Here is an 18,701-nt window from a genome sequence, read left to right on the forward strand (position 1 = left end):
TCAACCCTTGTTAATGCAGAAGGCACCGATTAGTGCCTTTTTGTTTACTCTTCAATGGTTATGTCACTAGAACCGGGAAGCTGCGACACAAAATTGGAGCCCATGAGTTTAGAGGGTGTGTATACACCGGCTTCATGCTTCGTATGTAGCAGGTGTTCTACAATCGCCAGAGATCCCGTTACGGTTAAGCTGTAGCCATTGGCCGTTTGTACTCGTGCTGTTTTGCTTTGTCCGAGTTTGTTACTTGCTTTACCCCACACATATGTGGGTAATTGGTTTCTTTGCTCCTCATTCGGTCCTTTTACGGTTCTTTCAATACGGCTTTTTATGAGGTTTTGTACCCAGGTTATGCCGAGAAGGGGGCGAACCCAATTCGCTCGTTTAGCGTTTTTTATCATGTTCGGCGATCCGGGAATAAAAACATCAATATTCTGAATCCCCGTGGTGTAATAGGCGGTTGAAACATCGCCCCACGGAATGGTCATCGCAAGTTTTTCGCCGTCACCAAAATCAATGTTACGAACTTTATACGCTAGCGGAACGGTGGTGATTTTTCCGTTAAGTCTCACTTTTCCGCCTTGAGCCAAACCTTCGACAGACGTTTTCGCTGTGCCCGGAGAAAAACCAGAGCGAGAGTCAAAACCGAGAGACAAGTGGGTTGCATCTGGTAGCGCAGCTTTCAATGTGGCTGCAATGCAATCCGTTGGAATAACATCAAAACCAACACCAGAGCACAATACGACACTAGCTTCCTTTGCTTGTGATTGCAGCGTTTGTGCAAACTCAAATACAGAGATCTCACCTGTAATATCGAGGTAATGTGCGCCTGATTCTAGGCACGCTTTCATCATCGGTTTTGCCGTCGAAGAAAAGGGGCCTGCGCAGTTTAATACCAGTGAGGAACCCGAAATATGTTGGACCGCGCTGCTTTTATCCTCAAGAGAAAAAGCAAGACTTTGCAGCCCTAGTTCAGCCGCTAGGCTTTGTACTTTCTCTAAACTTCTACCTGCAAGGATTGGGTGGTGACCCCGTTTTACGGCCTCTCTAGCAATCAGCTCGCCTGTATAACCATTGGCTCCGTATATGATCCAACGATCTGGGGATGATGTCGGTGTGTTATCTTTCATCAAAAAGCTCCTATCAATGCCTGCTTAAAGAGGTTTCTGGTCATTGGCTTTTTCTTGTTGAATTGTGGTCAAGCCTTGTTCGAATGTGGTGATTTGAAAATCTGGAAAACGAGTCTGAAACTTATCCGAAACAAAAAGGTTGTCAGATTCGTAGCGAGGCAAAAGCTCGGCTGCATCTCGAATGGTTTGATTAAATCGCCCAGCTAGCCACAATTGCCAGCGCTTGATGACTTTGTATTTCGGTTGAACGTTAAAAACCTTTGCTGCAACAGAGATAAACTCCCGATACGTCAGTCGACGATCATCGCAAGGCAAGTGCCAAGTTTGTCCGTAAGCATCGGGCGTATTCCCAATTAGCGACATCGCTCGGCTTGCGTCTGGCGTATAAATTAAGCTGCGTTTGGTGTCATCACGTAAAAACACTTTTGCGCTCTTTTGGTTAAGTAGATTATCGATAATGGCGGAATTAGTGATGCTTTGCGTTTTCCCCGGGCCGTAAAACTCCGGAGCGCGACAGATAACGGCTTCGATTTCTCCTTTATTCATCGATTCTAGCAGCATGTCAGTAATGACCGCACGAATTCGACCTTTTTCTCCATTGGGCTGAAATGGTGCATCTTCTTGTTGAGGTGTATCCGTTTGCGGGTACATGTAGGTATTATCAAAGTAAACAAGCTTTGCTTGATGAGTTTTACATGCGGCGATGACATTACGTATCATTGTTGGCCACTGTTCCACCCACAGTTGGGTATCCATTGGTAGCCCTGCAGTAAGGTAAACGATACTAGAACCTTTTACGGCATCTGATGTTTGTTTCGCGTCGAGCAAGTCCGCTTTTACCAGTTGATCCGTCTCGTTGACTCGATGTGGATTGCGGCTCACCAATCGGATGTCGCTCGTAAAGTCTCGTTTTAGGCTTAATGCCAGCTCACGGCCAATTTGCCCACTTGCACCCAATATCGTTTGCATTCACCAATCTCCTGCTGTGTTGCTTTGATATTCATCCTAAGATTAAAGTTAGGTTTAAGGTCAACCCGCATTTTGAAGATAAATCAGATTAATTTTTATTGAATATAGAAATAAGGAGATGGCAGACCTGAGCTAAGAGCGAATGGTTTTGACAAACTCAATTTAGTGGCAGGTAGGGAACTTGCGAATCTTTAACTCAACATCAAGAGTAAAGCTTCGCTTGTTAACGTTGCTTTGCTTTGGTGACGGCTTTATTTTTATTTGAAGGGTTTTCTTTGGTCAGAATCGTTTGACCAAGCTGAGACATGACGCGTTTTGCATTCATTGCACAGTCCATGTCATCTGGCTTAGCTTCAATCTCTTTAAGTACTTCTTTTAACTTGCTTTTACTCTGCGCGATTTTTCGCTCAAGCTCGTCGAGCTCTTGGACTTTTTGCTGCAAGGTTGTCAATAACTGATGATGATCCCAGTTAGAAAGGTCGGATGGCAGTAACGCACTTAGTTCATCTAAACTGAATCCAGCTTGCTGACCCGTTGTGATCATGTCCAGAATCATTAATGCTTCTTGCGGATACTCACGGTACCCGTTGGCTTTACGGGTCACGGTTTTTAGCAGCCCGATGCGCTCGTAAAATCGAATACGCGAGGGAGCAAGGCCCGTTTTTTGTGCCAGTTCGCCAATTTTCATATCAAGCATGTCTCATTAGGTTGATAAAATAACCTTACCTTACCATTTCTGAACATTCTTGCCAGTTTGGAGCTCGGTCGATTCGTTGCTTGCTTTCTTACAGTTGCGGTTACAGTTTACGCAAAATTTCTACGCATTTCTTTGTGACGTCGTCGTACTCTTTTGTCATGTAAGCGGTGGTAATGGCGCCTTCTTTCATGATGCAAATGGCATCGAGTAATGATGTGTTGTCTGATTTGAGATAGCGTTGAATTAGCTCTCGAACCTGTTGTTTATGGTGGCGGCAATACGTTGCGATCTCGCCGCTGTCGTCACTGAATTCGGCGGACGTGTTGATGAAGAAACAGCCGCGAAACTCGCCCAATTTTTCCTCAGAACCATGAAACCAGCCGTTAAGCGCGGTAAACAACTGGTCGATCACGTCCGTGCTCGATTGTGCTGGTGATAGTTTCTCCTCTAGCCACGCCATGAAGATTTGGTGGCGTTGTTCTAGTGCGGCGAGGATGAGCGCTTCTTTGCTTTCAAAATGGCTGTACAGCGTGCGTTTAGCCACGCCAGATACTTTAAGGACTTCATTGATGCCAATGGAGTTGATGCCCTGTTTGTAAAACAGCGACAACGCGGTGTCGATCAATAACTGTTTCTTTTTGTTCATAACTACGTCCTCAAAAAGTTCTACAAACACATATTGACAAAGGTAGACAGGTTTGTCTATTTTAATTTGTAGACAATTCGGTCTACTTTGAGGTGTTTATGAATAATTTAATTTTATCGTTGGTCGCGGGGCTTGGTGCGACATTGGCTATTGGTGTGTTGTCTTACGCCGAGGTGTCTCTTACTGAGGTTGTACTTCTCATGGCGCCATTTGGTGCTACGGCGGTGTTGGTGTTTGGGGTGCCTAGCAGCCCTCTCGCTCAACCAAAAAATGTGATCATTGGTCACTTCATTACGGCATCTATCGGTATTGCGTTTAGCCAATATGTTGAGATCACGCCAATCACCCTCGCGATTGCGACTGGGTTAGGAGTGTCAGCAATGCTGATTACGAAGACAACGCATCCACCTGCGGGCGCAAATCCAATCTTGATCATGGCATCTGGGCAGGGGTGGAGTTTTTTGTTCACGCCCGTATTGATTGGCGCGGTGGTGATTGTGCTGGTTGGTAAGGCGTTGCAGTTGCTACAGAGTCAGTACTTAAACCCTCGTTTGAACGGTCAAAAGACCTAATTGGGTTGCAAGCAAGGCCGCATTAGGGGATGACCTCTTTTGCGGCTTTTTCTTTGCGTGGATGCTTAAAAATAAAATCTGATTCTCTCTTGGTATTCAGTCGTATACATAAAGATGTTAGTTAAATTGGTATACCACTATGAATAAAATTCATCCCAAGAAGTTATTGCACAGCAAATGGACGGCGACGTCATCTAAAAATAAAGAGAAGCACTTTGTCGTAACAGAAATGGAGCTGGATGAAGAAGGCAATGTTGTGAAATGTGTCATTGAGGCGGTTATGAGTAAACGTGAGCAAGAGATGAACTGGCAAGACCTGAAAGATCCAGAGCTATGGCGGCAGGGCTGGAAGTAATGCACTTTGTTGAATTTTTCCTAGGTTTGAAATCGAAAGATGGTACTTAGCTGATAGGCAACGGTCTGTGTATCTGCTACGTTGAGTTTGTTCGCTATCAACTAAAAAGGAATGACTATGATCGATTTCGACAATTCATCAGTGTTTAAGCTTAAACCCATTGAGGTATCAAAAGTTAGGGAAGATTTTCACAAGTTTCTTATTGATGGCGAGTCGGTATTTGCGGGCTTTAAAACGGTTCGCGACCAAGTGGTGTTTACCAACAAGCGAGTGATTGCGGCGAATGTGCAAGGGATTACAGGCTCAAAAGTGGATTACACGTCGCTGCCTTATAGCAAGATCAATGCATTTTCTATCGAGACGTCTGGTACTTTTGACTTAGATTGTGAAATTGAGTTCTTCATCAGTGAGGTGGGAAGAGTACGTTTTGAAATTAAAGGTTCGTTTGATCTGATTTCTTTCAACCGTATGGTTAGTGAGTATGTACTAGCGTAAGGGAATAGAAATGAGAGCTTCATTGAGAGACAAAATAATAGAGGTCTGTGACAAAAAGATCGAAAGCAAAGGTGAGCAGGTTGGGCTCTCATTTTATGCGTTTTTCGCCAACAAAAATGATGATCCTGAACAGTTGATGGAGGCGGCTACGTGGTGGATTCAGACCCATCGGCTCGACCACTTCGAAAAAGCAGTAAAAATCAAATCAATGGTGGAGTCTGGTATCTAAATTAAAAAAAGAAATAAAGAAAGCAGACAAATGCCAACAACGTCGCGGATAAAACAGGGTAGATAATATAAGAGTCCTGTTTATTGGTTCTTTGAAAGCACAGAGAAACGAGTAAGACGTTGTAGACGACGAGCAGCATACTGATCATGGTCCCACTGTTAAGCGTTAAACTGGACAGCTGAGTTAAGAAAAACGCCAATAAAAGGTAGTCGAAGACAATTAACCATAAAAAGGCTTTCTTCAACAGATCGCGTTTTTTGTTTTCGGAAGGTGTTATGTGCATATAGAACTCAACTAAAAAGTCACAGTAACAGAGGTTTCAGTTAGAAAGGTCACCATCAGGCGAGGTGACCTTTTGAGGTTATAATTCTTGAATATTTACTTCGTTGGTGGCCGTATCACCCGAGTAATTGATGACTTCTTGTCGAATGACTGGTTGGTTAAATTCGGCTTTATCTTTCGCTTTTTGCAGTTCACTTTCTTGGTGGTTACCAAAAAGAGTTTCGAGTACTTTGGCTGCTGGCGTCGTTAAAACGAACAGCTCGATACGGCGGTTTTCGCTTGAATCTGGTTCATCAGGGTTAAGCAGTGCTCTATCCGACATGCCTGTGACCTGCATGACTCGATCATCCGGCATGCCACCTTCAACCAGCGTATTTCTTGCGACATCAGCTCGAGATGCAGATAGCGCCCAGTTTGATTGACGACCAAAGCGTTTTTTAAATGGAATCGCATCCGTATGTCCGCTGATGATCAGTGGGTTGTTCACACGCTGAAATACAGGCGCAAGTGCAAGTAATAAGTCTTCGAAGAAAGGGGTCAGCTCTGCGCCACCACGACTGAACATATGCTGTTTGTAATCATCTTGAAGGACGATACGTAGGCCTTGTGGGGTCACGGTGACGTTGACATTTCCTTGTGCGTTAATCTGAGCGGTCATTCGTTCAATGACTTTCGCCAACGCTGCAAGTTGCTCCTGAGTATCGAAGTTACCAGGAATCAACGAGTCGATTTCTGGCCCATCGCCGTCACCTCGAAAGTATGAGCTTACCACGTGGTTGGAATTGTGTTTACTTGGCACAGAAGAGTCCTGTGCCAAGTCAATAGGAGAGATACTTTGTGAAGTATCAAATGGATTACCGTAACTCTTGTCGAATACGCTCGAGCTATGTAAGTGGGCGACAATTGCTTTACGCTCTTCTTTGTCTACCACCTGCATAACCCAAAGCACAAGAAACAGCGCCATTAGGGCGATCATGAAGTCAGCAAACGCGACTTTCCACGCGCCGCCATGAGGTTCATCATGGCTGTGTGCTTTGGCACGTTTGAACACTACATGCTCTTGTTTTTGCATTATCCCTCCTGTTCAGCTAACCACTTCTCCATTTGGTTGAATGTTGGTTTGATGTCTAGCTGAATATGTTTACGACCAGCGTCAATGGCGAGCAATGTCGGCTTCTTCGCTACGTAGGCAACCAAGGTTGCGCGTACGCATTCAAAAGCAGTCATATTACGTTTTACTCGCTGAGCCATGGCGTTACTTAGTGGGTCTAAACCACAGTAACAACCGAAAATACCAATGAATGTACCTACGAGAGCTGCTGCAACGTGATAACCAATCATCGCGATTGAGCCATCAATGGCCTGCATGGTGATAATGATGCCACCAACTGCTGCAAGAATACCGAAGCCAGGTAGTGCTTCTGCTGTACGCTGTAATGAGCGTGAAGGCAAAAGCATTTCGTTTTGGATAGCTTCAATTTCTTGCTCTAGCAGTCCCTCTAATTCATGAGGCGACATTTGTCCCATTGCCATTAAACGTAAATTATCAGTAATGAAAGAAATTAGGCGATGATCCTCAGCAATCGTCGGGTAAGCGAGAAACATAGAGCTCTGTTCTGGCGACTCAATGTGAGAGTCAAGAAACTTATAACCACGGTTGCGCGCTGTCTCAAGCAAGTTATTGAGTAGCGCCATTAATTCCATGTAGTACTCATGCTCTTCTGTTGGACCTTTAATGGTCGCAGGCACTTGGCGACGCATTTCTTTCAGTACGTGAGGTGGGTTACCGATGATCAAAGAACCAGCAGCAGCGCCAATGATGATAAGGAATTCGGCTGGTTGCCAGATAGCGCCTAAGTTACCGCCGGCCCACATGTATCCACCGAAGACGCACACCAGGATAGTGAGGACTCCAAAAAACTTTTGCATCTTGTGACTCCTAAGAGGACATTAATTGGTTGAGTTGTTTCAGCGCTTGTTTGTGAAGCTGACATATACGAGGTGGTGTCAGATCCAATACCAGAGCTATTTCGTGTAAGTTGAGTTCATGTTGATAGAACAGAGTAAGCAGCAATTGATCACGCTTCGGCAATTTGCCTAAAGCGCTATCTAAACTGCGACGAATATGCTCATGTTCCATGCCATCATATTGCCCGCCAATATAACTATCACCACTGCTTTCCATTAGTTGGTCAAGGCTTTGCATCTCTCCCGCAAGGGCGGCATTTTGGCGGTTGTAATAGTCCTGCTCATTCGTCCCCAAGGCTTGGATGATTTCTGCATCCGTGGGCATCCGACCTAAAGAGCGTGTGAGATCTCGAGTCACGTCATTGAGTTCGTGAGCCTGCTGGCGAGTTTTACGTGAGCGCCAATCTAGCCGGCGTAATTCGTCTAAAATTGCACCTCGAACGCGACACACGGCAAAGGCAGGGAAATGAGGATCGTCAACATCGCCGTATCGGCGTCCAGCTTCAACTAGAGCGATAAGGCCAATTTGCTGCATATCTTCAATACTACAGTGAGAAGTGGCATGAACACGTAGCTGGTTAACGACGCGTTTCACCATAACTTGATGACGTTGCAGTAGTGCATTTTCGTCAATTGGACGTGATGGCGTCGTCACTTCCTCTTCTGTGGTATAGGTGTCTTGTATATTCATGTCTAACATGGTTGTGCTCCGTTATTGCACAACATATTTAGTCAACAAAACATCGTCTATTTCGCGAACGATGTCTGTCTTAGCAAAAGCCAGTAAAAGCGTTTGTTTTACTTCGTTTTGCAGAATATCAATGGCACCCGCTTGCTGTAACTCATCAAATGTTTTGTCGCTAAACAATTTTAATAATGAGTTTTGTACCATTGGCATGTATTCATCAATGTCTTTGATACGCTCAGGACGGCGTGTTTCAATTGCTAGTTCTAGCATGACAAAGTGAGTTTGCTTTTTACCTTTTACGGTTAAAACGACTTTGTCTAAAGGATGGAAGCTAGGACCTTTGCTTGTCGGTTCTTCTGTGACTAAAAATGACAATGGAGAATCATCGATCAAGGAACCAGAGTCAGGTGACTCTTGAGCGTGTTTGTTTAAGTACCAGATTCCGCCCATAATCGTGGCGGCCGAAACGAGGGCGCTGGTGATGATCATGGCGATAAACAGGGCGATCATTTGTTGTTTGGTCATAACCTTTTTCCTCGAGGATTAACTAGGCTTGAGTGTTCAGCCAGTGTTCTGAATAATTTGTTGTTGTGGTTTGGAATGCACCAGATTCTCGTGCTGCGAAAATAGTGGCGTCTTCTTCATTTGTATGTTGGTCATTGCGACTCTGGCTTTGATCAGAGCCCACGTTGACATCGACATGGACGAAGTTCTGCTCTTGCAGTTCTGTGCGTAGACGCTCAGACACTTGCATTAAAGCTTCTCGTGTTGCGGCTGCATTGGCATTGATGTGCACGCTTAGTCGGTCGCCTTCAACACGTACAAGTAAATCCAGCTTACCTAAATCCGGTGGGTCGAGGCGGATTTTGGCTTCTTGTACATTTTGTTGCGCTTGAAGAGTCACACGGTCATGCAGAACTTGCATCATTTGCTCTCCCCATTTTCCAGCACTGGTGTCAACGCGCACAGCCGCCCACTCAGAGCCTTGAGTTTGAATATGACTCGTGGCAACGGCGGTGTTCGGGGCTTGTGGCGTTGGTGTTTGTCCTTGGAGTGGTGAGGCCGTTGGTTGCCCTTGAGCTGGTTGACTCAATAGGGTCTGAAAGTCGGCACTGGAGATTGATAGACGCGAGTTCGATGACATCGGTTGGCTTTGTTGCACCTCTTGTTGCTTTGGAGAGGTGTTTAGCAAGGCGTTATTTGAGTCTTGTGTTGCAGACTTAACGTCGTTAGCTACCGCTAAAGGCGGAGTTTTTCCGAACTGACCCGGCTGCTTTTCGGCCATAGTGAGCATACTCTGGGTTAGAGCCTGAGCTTGCATAGCAAGATCAGGTGATTCTGTTGAACCCAGTGTACTTGTCAGGTGAGCATCTGCTTCAGAAGCCGAGTGTTCGTCAGTATCCGAACCACGATCATACGCCTTTTCTTCGCTGTCCAAAGCTGGAGCGGTAAGATGAAAACTCGGCACGGTTGAAGCTGAGGCGAAACCTTGGCCGTCATACTGGCTATGCTCAGACATAGGGTTATGAGAAAAACCGTGTACAGCTCTTGCTTGTTTTATGTTGCCTTCATGGCTAGGTGATGCATTGCCGGATATTTGAGTTGAAGGAGATACGATCATTGAGTTAGCTCCATGGTCATCGCTAATTGATAGGCCATAGCGCGCTCTTGATGGTCATTGACCATGTTCATCTCTTTTTCTAACTCGTTCTTCGACTTTTCTAATCTAGCGAATGCATCAGCATGAACGGTTTTGGCACGTTGAATTTCAGGTGCAAGCTTAGGATCCTTCAAAAAAGGTTTGTGACTGATCAATAGCTCTCGCAACTGCAAGTCATAGCGCTTAAGCGCATGCCAATCTGCTGTTTTTGTAGCGAATTGGATGAGCTGAGATAAATGACGAAATCGCTCTGGCGACACTTTATGCTTGTTGTCCAAAATTCATCCAACCTTCACGAATGTTACCCATTACACGCTCGACATTAACCAAGCGATTCGCATCGTTCTGCACGCTGGCGTAATAAAGCTCAACTTGGCAGAAGTCATACAGCTGGCGTAAGTTTTCAGCAATTTCGCCACCATTCTCATCATCTAGAGCGCTTGTGAGCCCAATCAAGATGTTCATGCATTTGTTGATTCCGTTACCTTTCTCAGCCAAGCGATTCGCAGCCAAATGGCCACGAATACGTTCAACTTCATCAAGTAAGCCATCGATCAACATAATGACTAATTGGTGTGGGTTTGCTGCTGCCGCTTGCGCGTCGAGATCGACTTGTTGGTACGAGTCATAGCCAGAGTCCATAAGCATGAGATATTCTCCTAAAGCCTTAGCCAAACATTGACATGGTTTGGTTCATTTGGGTCATTAATGTATTCATTTGAGTGAACTGTTTTAGGTAACGCTTGTACGACATGTCGTATTTACGCTCTAAAGTAGTTTGTTTATCTGAGATGCGATCAATGTTTGCTTGTAGCGATTCTTTACGAGATTTGAACGCTCCAGAAGAGAATTTGAGGAATGGTTCGACCATAGCATCAATAGAGTCGAGCAAAGCGCCGTCGCCATTGAACATCGCTTCCAAGCCCGCACCGTTGTTTTTTTGTGCCTCGGCAAACTTTTCTTGGTCCACTTTCATTTTGCCATTGCGGTCCAATGTCACACCGATTTCGCTCAAGCGCATGCCGCCGTGCTCACCTCGAACCAGGCTGGTTAACTGGCTTTCAATCGAACGCATAGTTGGATCGCTGGCCAAAGCGCCTCGCTTTTTATCTTCGCCGCCGATTTGCGTGTGCTCATCAATCGCAGATATCAATGTGTTGTAGGCTTCTACGAACTTATTGAGCTGCTCTTTTGTTGCTTCGTCGTCAGCTCCGATACCTAAACCAATAGCGGTTTCTCCTGAGGTTTGAGCCTTGGTAACGGTAATATCTACGCCATCGATAACACCTTCAAACGTATTGCTTGAGTTTGTTAGTTTTAGCCCAGTTCCTTCTGCTCCTAACCAAATCACAGCATCCTGTGGAGCACTTATCTGATTGAGGTTTGTGAATGCATCTTCAAACCAGGCTTGGCCAGTACCAGACGCTGATACGTTGATTTGGTTAGCAACACCAGTTTCAGTGCTTGAAAGCATAAAGTGAGTCTGGCCGTTTGAGCGCACTAAGGTTGCATTTACACCTGGGTTATCGCTGTCGTTATTAATTGCAGTCGCTAAGTCACTTATTGTTGCTGTACCATCACCGTCGGTATCGACTGTTGATAGATCAAGTGTCATCGTTTCACCGTTGATGGTGAATTCGAGAGTTCCTGAAGTCGGAACCTCTGTAGTGGCGTCAAGGTCTGCAGGCATGCCTGTAGAGACTTGATGTGATGTTGCAACTTGTTCAACGAAAATCTGGTAGCTACCGGATAGCGCTTTTGCGTCAGCATTAGCTGTAAAGTAACCTTCTTGAGAAATGCTTGTTGAGTTTTTAATGATGCTGCTAGTACTGCTGTTCATCTCTTTGAGAGCAGTTCGGAACTCACGCATTGCACTTTCAACTTTGCCCAAGGCAGATAACTGAGATTGGTATTTATCGGCTTGTAGCTGATAGCGCTGTTTAAATGGTTGAACGTCGTACGTAGCCAACTTAGTTGCCATGGATATTGGATCTAATGAACTCACGAGCTTATTCCCTCTCTCATCGGTAATTGGCGTAACTCTATGCCTGGAATATATGTCTTATCGCAAGATACGTGCCCAATTAAAATGAGCTTTTAAAACATAAACTTACGATGTTATTTGGATTTGAGAGGAAGTAGATTTTCCACCTAGTGTGTTCCGCCTTCCTCTAGAAAACATCTAGTGTTTCCTTATAAGACAAGGCGACTAAAAAACTAAATTATTTAATCCACTTTAGGGGGAGGGAGTTTAAGTAAACTATCAATAGTGCGGTATTTTAGGTTCTTCCTGCTATTTTATTGGGACTATTCCTACATAGTGGGATGTCGCTTTTTGGTATCTTTAACTTGGTATGTATTTGGTGTTTGAAGATATTTTTCCAACGTTAGTTTTACACTTAGATAAGAACGGCAGAAATGAATGAATTTGTTTTGCGGCTGATGAAATGTGCTCGATCTTACGAAACGTTTATTAGTGCTAAGTTACTGAGCAAACAAAATATTAATTCAGATGAACTAGCAAGTATCGCTACAAGAAGCGATATCCAAGTTCCCTGAGTTGAAAACATATCAGCAAGGACAGGGAAGCGAGACAGTTGAGTTGGAGCTATTTAATAAAGTGCTTCATAATATAATGCGGAAAATAGGTTTTAGAGTACCGGAAGAGCAACGTGGGAATAAAAGCTATATTTATATTCGCAGGTGATAAAAAAGCCTCCCATAGGGAGGCTTTTTATTTTGGTATATTTTATTTCTAGTTCGTTATTAACGAAGTAGAGACATTGCCATACCAGGTAGCTGGTTAGTTTGAGACAGAACTGTCGTACCAGCTTGCATTAGCATTTGGTTCTTAGTCATGTTTGAAGATTCTACAGCGAAATCTGCGTCCATGATACGGCCTTTAGCAGCAGAAGTATTCTCAACCATGTTACCCAGGTTAGTCATAGTGTGCTCAAGACGGTTGATGTTCGCACCAAATTGAGCACGAGTAGCACCGATATCTTCCACTAGACCAGCTGCGCCACTGATTTTATCAAGAGCTGCTTTCGCTTTAGTTGTATCACCGATACCGTCTGTGATTGCTGCGTCAGCAAGAGTCGCTGCAACTTTCTGGATGCTTGCAGATGCGTCAACATCTAGAGTTTCAGCAGAAGAAGCACCGATTTGGAAGGTAACTGCACCAGCTTCAAAACCACCACCAGTTGCTAGTAGTTTTTGGCCACCAAAAGAGGTGTTGTCCACGATGTTCTTTAGTTCAGCTGTAAGCTGTTTAAATTCTGCGTCCATTGCCGCGCGGTCTTTATCGCTGTTTGAACCGTTCAAAGACTGTGTTGCTAGGTCGTTCATACGGTATGTGATGTTAGTCATCTCATCCATTGCGCCTTCAGCTGTTTGCATCATAGAGATGCCGTCTTGAGCGTTACGCATTGCTACTGACATACCACGCGTTTGTGCTTCTAGACGGTTAGCAATTTGAAGACCAGCAGCGTCATCTGCAGCTGAGTTTACACGGTAGCCTGTGCTTAGACGTTCCATTGCGGTGTTTAGAAGACCGCTTGTGTTGTTCAGAGTGTTTTGAGTTACAAGCGATGCGTAGTTAGTGTGCATTGATAAAGCCATCTTAGTCTCCTTAGTTAGTCACTATATCTTTCAGGCCTCGGGATATTCCCTAGTCACTAACTAGAGGCGGTCGGTCAGCTTTAATGATTAATTTGAAAATTAAAAAATTCCTAAAAAAGATCAAAATTGATGATTTTTAGTGACTTGTATTCCATGAAAATACAGATATAACATCAAATAACCTGAATAAGCCTGACTTAATCAGGGAAGCAGTCATCTATCAATATTGTCGTTCTTCGTTATAAATAAAAAAACAGCGCGAATAATTCGCGCTGTTTTATAAAGATTAATAGTTAGGATTCTGTCATTCCTCACCAAAAGATTGAAAAGAGAGGGAGGTCGGGATGTCACTGAAATAACCAAAGTAATAATTGGCCCCTAACAAGCGATAGCGGTTTAGCTCTGTTTGGCTCGCTACCCGCCCGGCTACCCAAGGGTATTTGTGCTTTCTTAAGAACTTAGCAATCGGTAGGAAAGCATGTCTTTCTTCTTTATCCTCTAACGTGACTGATAGTTTGATCATATCGGGACTAAAGTCAGCGACTCGTTCGAAGTTCACTTGTGATGTCGCGACTTCAAACCAAAGTGAGTAGGCGTTTTCTCTTAACTTCTCTATCAGCGCTGAGACTTTATCATAGGCGCATAGCGTTTTGTCTGCTTGAAGAGAAGGAATCACATGTTGAAAAGCGGAAGAGTGAAACTGAATCATCTGTTCGAGAAAGTATATGCCTGGTTCCCATAGTAATGCGTCAATTCTTATCGGCACGACGACGTTACTGATTAAGTCGGGGTGAAAGGCTTCTAGCTGAAACTGTGTTTGTCGCAATGCGAGATAAAGGCTGAACAAATCTAGACAGTACTGCATTTGTTCAGAGAGTTCGAATTGATAGACGCTTTGTTCGCCACGCGTGCCAAATCTCAACGTCAGGTGTTGGAATTCTACCTCGCCTGATTGAGTCTCGCGAATGGCTTGGCACGCGTGTTGAATGTCATTGTGCTTTAAAGCATCAAATACTAATTGATCGTCATCCGTGACGATATGTTGTACTGCGAGACCAACCAAATGTTCGTACATCGCATGTGTTGAAATAAGATTAACCAAGGTTTCCTACCACATTGATTTGTTTGTTTTCTGGAATTTCGTTGTAAGACAATACTGCCAGTCCTTGCGTAAATGTGCGTGCGTAACGAGCCAGAAGTGGACGTAACTGAGGCATAACGAGAAGAATCGGAGGTAATCCCTGTTGTTTGAGCTGTTGTCTTATCAGTGGCAAGTTTTGTTGGAACTGACCAAGAATATTTGGCTCAATTGGGAAGCTGTCTAACATTACTGTACCAGAAGATTGTGCTTGTTGTAGCGAAGTCAGTAGCATTTGTTCTAGTTCATCAGAGAGAGCATAGACATTTAATTCGTTTTTCTGTCCCACAATCAGGTTTACGAGCGTGCGTTTTAGTGCGCAACGCACATCAGATGCCAGTAAAATCGGGTCTTTAGTGTTTTCCGCGGACTCCAGCATCGTGTTAGCAATCGTACGAATATCTTTTAGTGGCACTTGGTCTAGTAACAACTGGCGATATACTTTGAGTTGCTGCGCAGGGTTAAGTGCCGCGGCTAGGGCTTCGGCTAACTTCGGTGCTTGCTGTGTCAAACGTTGCGTCATAGCTTCAACATCGTCGTGAGTAAACAACTCAGCAAGGTTTGTTTTCATTATCTTGCTAATATGAGTCGCGATGACCGTGCCATCATCGACCACTTGATAACCCATGTTCAGCGCTTTCGCTTTGTCTTGATGTTCAATCCACACTGCTGGTAATTGGTAAGCAGGATCACTGCCCAAAATACCATCTACTTCACCGTACGTTTCTCCGACTGCAATCGCCATCAAACGTTCTGGCTCGATAAAGCCTTGTTCGATCACTTCGCCATTGAGAGAAATTGTATACTGATTCGGTTTAAGGCTTAGGTTGTCTCGAATACGTACCTCTGGTAATAAAAAGCCGACTTGTTCAGATAGGTTACGGCGCACACCGCGAATACGCTGTGATAAAGGTGCACCTTGTTCTTTGTTGACTAGGTGAACGAGACGGTAACCCAGGGAAAGTGACAACGTTTGAACATGAGGAATATCTTCCCACGTAAGTGGTGTATCGTCCTCTTGCATGGCTTGTGAAAGTGCTTCGACCTCCTCGATTTGGGAGTCTTGCACGGGCTTTTTCGTTTGACGCCAACCCGCGAAAGCTAAAGCACCCGCGAAAGCAAAAAAGGCCAAATGTGGCATGCCTGGTACCATGCCTATCACAGCCATGATGCCTGCGACGGTAAACAGTGTCGCCGGGGTTGCCAGCAATTGTTTTTGCATGGTTTCCGACATGCCATTATCGCTATCATTAATTCGCGTAACGATAATCGCTGCAGCCGTTGCCAATAGAAGTGACGGAATTTGAGCTACTAAGCCATCACCGATTGTAAGTAGTGCGTATGTTTTAAAGGCGTCAGATGCTGCGAGTCCATGCTCAAAGACGCCGATGCTGATACCACCAATGATGTTGATAAACAGAATCAGCAAACCAGCGATAGCATCGCCTCGCACAAACTTTGAGGCACCGTCCATCGAGCCGTGGAAATCGGCTTCGTTAGCGACTTCTTTACGACGCAATCGAGCGGTTTCCTGATCGATAAGACCGGCATTTAAGTCGGCATCAATCGCCATCTGTTTGCCCGGTAAGGCATCCAAAGTAAAGCGCGCTGACACCTCAGAGATACGTTCGCCACCTTTGGTAATTACGACGAAGTTGATGATCATCAAGATAACAAACACCACCATACCAACGACGTAGTTACCGCCAATAACGACTTCACCGAACGCTTGGATGACTTTACCTGCCGCATCCCCCCCATTATGTCCTTCTAGGAGTACGATTCGTGTGGAAGCGACGTTCAGTGTAAGACGCAATAATGTCGCGACTAACAAAATCGTTGGAAAAACTGAGAAGTCTAATGGTCGCTTTGCGGTAGTGCTGACCAGCAATACTAGTATTGCCAAGACGATATTGAAGGTAAATAACGCATCCAATAGCAGGGGAGGCAAAGGTAAAATCACCATTGCCAAAATCATTAGCAAGACAATTGGAATGCCAATGTAGCCTTTGGTTGATGTTTGAAGTTGTTTTAACCGGTTAAGCATACTTTCGTGTCCTTGGATAAACGCGGGTTAATCAGTGCTGCAAATGCTTTGGAATCGAAAAATGAGGCAAAGGAGTTGGCTCGTTTCCTTCACCTTTACGGAAGGCTTTCAATTGCAAAACGTAAGTAAGAATATGTGCCACGGCAATGTACAGTTGGCTTGGGATTGCTTGTTCAATCGCCGTGGTGTGATAGATCGAACGAGTCAACGGTGGTGAGTTGATGATCTCCACCTTGTTTTCTCGGGCGATTCGTTGAATGTGCATGGCTGTTTCGTCTACGCCTTTTGCAACTACAAATGGAGCATCAGAAAGTGAAGGTTCGTACTTCAGAGCGACAGCGTAGTGAGTTGGGTTAGTGATGATCACGTCAGCCGTTGGTACCATCTTATCGATTTTACGGCGTGCAAACTGCTGTTGAATTTGACGGATTCGCTGCTTTACTTCTGGGCGGCCTTCGTTGTTCTTGAATTCCTCCTTCAGCTCTTGTTTGGTCATACGCAGCTCTTTTAGGTGCTCCCAACGTTGGTAGGGAATGTCTACAACACCAAATAACAATAACGCAAACCCCATCAACAGTAAGCCTTCAAAGAGAATAGACATTACTAGAGAAAAACCTTGGCTGAGCGGAAGGTTTTGCATGCCAAGTAATGGCTGTAGGTGGTTGTCTAAATAGCCATATAAGATGCCGAAGATCACGGCTACTTTGAACGTGGACTTTAAGAGTTCAACCACTGAGCGTGTCGAAAAAATACGCTTTATCCCACTTAAAGGATTAATTTTGCTCAGCTTTGGCATAACGTTCGCCGGACGGAACATCCAACCGCCTAGTACAAGGCTGCTACCACAGGTCACGATAATAATGACGGTAAACAACGGTAATAACATGTCGATGATTACCGCTAAACTTTGTCCCAATTGCTCGACAAACTGTTTAGGGTTTTCTAGGTCGGCTCGCGTCAGCATCATGTTGTAGCGAAAAATACCTGACATACTTTCCCAAATGCTATTGAGCTGAGAGTAAAAGTAGAGCGCCACCGCTAGAAATATCACCGCAGTAGTAAACTCTTTAGCACGAGGAATTTGTCCTTCCTGACGTGCTTTTTTTACTTTCTGCGGCGAGGCTTTTTCAGTTTTGTCCTGAGACGATTGATCGCTCATGCGCCCCCCAACATAAAGTTACTCAAGTGTCTGATGGTGTCGTGCACAAGTGCGGTGTAGCGACCCGGCACACCAGATACTGAAATTAATACGCTGAACAGGCCAAGAAGCATCGTCATTGGAAAACCTAATGCATACACGTTGAGTGAGGGGGCGGCGCGATTCATCACACCAAAACTGATGTTGGCTAGGAGCATTGAAACAATGGCAGGCAACGCTAGTGCTAAAGCAGAGGCAAACATCCAGCCGAAAATATTTACAACGCCTTGCAGAGAAAGCGAAGTGATTCCAGAACCGACCGGCCACACGACAAAACTTTGAATCACGATATCAATGACGAGCAAATGTCCTTCTAGCGCGAGAAATAACAAGGTTGAAAATATAAGAAATATGCGGCCCAAAATGGCGACGGAAAGCCCGTTGATAGGATCATTCATCATTGCCATACCCAATCCCATTTGCAGAGAAACGACCTGACCAAGCATGGTGAAAACGTTAAAGAGCATGTGCAAAATTAGCCCAAACATCACGCCCCAAATCGCTTGCTCAAAAGCAAGGAATAGAGACGTCATGGAGAATAATTCGACTTGTGGCATTGGTGGCATCAATGGTGCGGTAATCACGACGATCGAAAGTGCCAGTAAGGTACGGATCCAAACGGGAATGATTGCATCACCAAAGAAGGGCATCGAAATAAATACAGCTCCCACACGAAAAAACGGCCACCAGAGTTGACCGAGTATCGCTGAGAGCTCTGCAAATGTGATGGCCATTAGCCAATCATCCCCGGTATGTTGTGGAATAAGAAATCAAACAGTTCCATGATTTTTCGGAGCATCCAATGACCCGCAAAAATCACCATCAATAGCGTAACGAGCAAACGTGGTAAAAAGCTGAGTGTTTGCTCGTTGATTTGTGTGGCGGCCTGGAAAACGGCGATACACAAACCGACAATTAAGCCAGGAACAACCAGTACCGCAACCATCAAAATGATCAGCCATACTGCATCGGAAAATAACGTTACGGTTAGTTCAGGGGTCATAGCATG

At 44.8% G+C, this 18,701-nt stretch carries 23 protein-coding genes and 1 pseudogene; 5 read left to right on the plus strand and 19 right to left on the minus strand.

The features are described 5' to 3' along the window. Window positions 1–44 precede the first annotated feature (44 nt). The 4 genes from P4S59_RS17645 to P4S59_RS17660 form a co-directional block, all read right to left on the minus strand. Window positions 45–1,127, minus strand: a complete 1,083-nt coding sequence (locus tag P4S59_RS17645; RefSeq protein WP_337168779.1) for a saccharopine dehydrogenase family protein — start codon at window positions 1,125–1,127, stop codon at window positions 45–47. Window positions 1,128–1,151: 24 nt separating this feature from the next. Further along, a complete protein-coding gene (locus P4S59_RS17650) occupies window positions 1,152–2,096 on the minus strand; it encodes an SDR family oxidoreductase (RefSeq protein ID WP_337168780.1) in 945 nt (314 codons plus the stop codon). 223 nt (window positions 2,097–2,319) lie between these two features. After that, on the minus strand, window positions 2,320–2,793 hold the full coding sequence (locus P4S59_RS17655; RefSeq protein WP_254662720.1) for a MerR family transcriptional regulator: 474 nt from the start codon (window positions 2,791–2,793) through the stop codon (window positions 2,320–2,322). A 100-nt stretch (window positions 2,794–2,893) separates the two neighbouring features. Further along, complete coding sequence (locus tag P4S59_RS17660; RefSeq protein ID WP_046875741.1) at window positions 2,894–3,439, minus strand: TetR/AcrR family transcriptional regulator; 546 nt, start codon at window positions 3,437–3,439, stop codon at window positions 2,894–2,896. A gap of 98 nt (window positions 3,440–3,537) precedes the next feature. Between P4S59_RS17660 and P4S59_RS17665 the strand changes: the two genes are divergently transcribed. The 4 genes from P4S59_RS17665 (at window position 3,538) to P4S59_RS17680 (ending at window position 5,090) form a co-directional block, all read left to right on the plus strand. After that, window positions 3,538–4,011, plus strand: coding sequence for an HPP family protein (locus tag P4S59_RS17665; protein WP_005462762.1), 474 nt, complete (start codon window positions 3,538–3,540; stop codon window positions 4,009–4,011). Window positions 4,012–4,150: 139 nt separating this feature from the next. Further along, complete coding sequence (locus P4S59_RS17670; RefSeq protein ID WP_337168781.1) at window positions 4,151–4,366, plus strand: TIGR02450 family Trp-rich protein; 216 nt, start codon at window positions 4,151–4,153, stop codon at window positions 4,364–4,366. A 117-nt stretch (window positions 4,367–4,483) separates the two neighbouring features. After that, a complete protein-coding gene (locus P4S59_RS17675; RefSeq protein WP_145533813.1) occupies window positions 4,484–4,861 on the plus strand; it encodes a PH domain-containing protein in 378 nt (125 codons plus the stop codon). A 10-nt stretch (window positions 4,862–4,871) separates the two neighbouring features. Further along, a complete protein-coding gene (locus tag P4S59_RS17680; protein WP_054866829.1) occupies window positions 4,872–5,090 on the plus strand; it encodes a DUF6500 family protein in 219 nt (72 codons plus the stop codon). Between the two features lies 1 nt (window position 5,091). Here P4S59_RS17680 and P4S59_RS17685 read toward each other — a convergent pair whose 3' ends face one another. The 9 genes from P4S59_RS17685 to fliD all read right to left on the minus strand — a co-directional run bounded on the left by P4S59_RS17685 (window position 5,092) and on the right by fliD (window position 11,693). After that, entirely contained in the window at window positions 5,092–5,373 is a 282-nt protein-coding gene (locus P4S59_RS17685; RefSeq protein WP_337168782.1) for a hypothetical protein, read from the minus strand. Window positions 5,374–5,451: 78 nt separating this feature from the next. Beyond that, window positions 5,452–6,444 (minus strand): flagellar motor protein MotB, encoded by a 993-nt coding sequence (locus tag P4S59_RS17690; protein ID WP_005396581.1) that lies wholly within the window; start codon window positions 6,442–6,444, stop codon window positions 5,452–5,454. Next, window positions 6,444–7,301, minus strand: coding sequence for a flagellar motor stator protein MotA (motA, locus tag P4S59_RS17695; RefSeq protein ID WP_005396580.1), 858 nt, complete (start codon window positions 7,299–7,301; stop codon window positions 6,444–6,446). The genes P4S59_RS17690 and motA overlap by 1 nt, the downstream gene beginning before the upstream one ends. A gap of 10 nt (window positions 7,302–7,311) precedes the next feature. Continuing rightward, the gene (locus P4S59_RS17700) at window positions 7,312–8,040 is read right to left on the minus strand and encodes a FliA/WhiG family RNA polymerase sigma factor (protein ID WP_005396579.1); all 729 of its coding nucleotides are present in this window, start codon (window positions 8,038–8,040) and stop codon (window positions 7,312–7,314) included. Between the two features lie 12 nt (window positions 8,041–8,052). Beyond that, window positions 8,053–8,553 carry a flagellar basal body-associated FliL family protein gene (locus P4S59_RS17705; RefSeq protein ID WP_005398533.1) on the minus strand — a complete coding sequence of 167 codons (501 nt, stop codon included), beginning with the start codon at window positions 8,551–8,553 and terminating at the stop codon, window positions 8,053–8,055. Window positions 8,554–8,575: 22 nt separating this feature from the next. Next, on the minus strand, window positions 8,576–9,649 hold the full coding sequence (locus P4S59_RS17710) for a flagellar hook-length control protein FliK (RefSeq protein WP_167427771.1): 1,074 nt from the start codon (window positions 9,647–9,649) through the stop codon (window positions 8,576–8,578). Continuing rightward, window positions 9,646–9,966: a hypothetical protein gene (locus P4S59_RS17715; RefSeq protein ID WP_005398525.1), complete on the minus strand. Its 321-nt coding sequence runs from the start codon at window positions 9,964–9,966 to the stop codon at window positions 9,646–9,648. The genes P4S59_RS17710 and P4S59_RS17715 overlap by 4 nt, the downstream gene beginning before the upstream one ends. Continuing rightward, a complete protein-coding gene (fliS, locus tag P4S59_RS17720; protein WP_005375014.1) occupies window positions 9,950–10,336 on the minus strand; it encodes a flagellar export chaperone FliS in 387 nt (128 codons plus the stop codon). Before fliS ends, P4S59_RS17715 begins: the two co-directional genes overlap by 17 nt. Before the next feature lie 19 nt (window positions 10,337–10,355). Beyond that, window positions 10,356–11,693 (minus strand): flagellar filament capping protein FliD, encoded by a 1,338-nt coding sequence (gene fliD, locus P4S59_RS17725; protein WP_104970451.1) that lies wholly within the window; start codon window positions 11,691–11,693, stop codon window positions 10,356–10,358. A gap of 413 nt (window positions 11,694–12,106) precedes the next feature. Between fliD and P4S59_RS17730 the strand changes: the two are divergent. Continuing rightward, window positions 12,107–12,395: pseudogene (locus P4S59_RS17730) on the plus strand (hypothetical protein). A gap of 59 nt (window positions 12,396–12,454) precedes the next feature. Here P4S59_RS17730 and lafA read toward each other — a convergent pair. The 6 genes from lafA to fliQ all read right to left on the minus strand — a co-directional run bounded on the left by lafA (window position 12,455) and on the right by fliQ (window position 18,695). After that, complete coding sequence (lafA, locus tag P4S59_RS17735) at window positions 12,455–13,309, minus strand: lateral flagellin LafA (RefSeq protein WP_053807553.1); 855 nt, start codon at window positions 13,307–13,309, stop codon at window positions 12,455–12,457. A 304-nt stretch (window positions 13,310–13,613) separates the two neighbouring features. Then, complete coding sequence (locus P4S59_RS17740; RefSeq protein ID WP_046875750.1) at window positions 13,614–14,384, minus strand: EAL domain-containing protein; 771 nt, start codon at window positions 14,382–14,384, stop codon at window positions 13,614–13,616. 19 nt (window positions 14,385–14,403) lie between these two features. Further along, entirely contained in the window at window positions 14,404–16,494 is a 2,091-nt protein-coding gene (gene flhA, locus P4S59_RS17745; RefSeq protein WP_337168783.1) for a flagellar biosynthesis protein FlhA, read from the minus strand. Between the two features lie 31 nt (window positions 16,495–16,525). Then, the gene (flhB, locus tag P4S59_RS17750) at window positions 16,526–17,653 is read right to left on the minus strand and encodes a flagellar biosynthesis protein FlhB (RefSeq protein ID WP_337168784.1); all 1,128 of its coding nucleotides are present in this window, start codon (window positions 17,651–17,653) and stop codon (window positions 16,526–16,528) included. After that, on the minus strand, window positions 17,650–18,426 hold the full coding sequence (fliR, locus tag P4S59_RS17755) for a flagellar biosynthetic protein FliR (RefSeq protein WP_006741982.1): 777 nt from the start codon (window positions 18,424–18,426) through the stop codon (window positions 17,650–17,652). Before fliR ends, flhB begins: the two co-directional genes overlap by 4 nt. Continuing rightward, window positions 18,426–18,695 (minus strand): flagellar biosynthesis protein FliQ, encoded by a 270-nt coding sequence (fliQ, locus tag P4S59_RS17760; RefSeq protein WP_005375036.1) that lies wholly within the window; start codon window positions 18,693–18,695, stop codon window positions 18,426–18,428. Before fliQ ends, fliR begins: the two co-directional genes overlap by 1 nt. Between the last annotated feature and the right edge of the window lie 6 nt (window positions 18,696–18,701).

The sequence above is a fragment of the Vibrio sp. M60_M70 genome, assembly GCF_037162085.1.
GTDB lineage: Bacteria > Pseudomonadota > Gammaproteobacteria > Enterobacterales > Vibrionaceae > Vibrio > Vibrio diabolicus.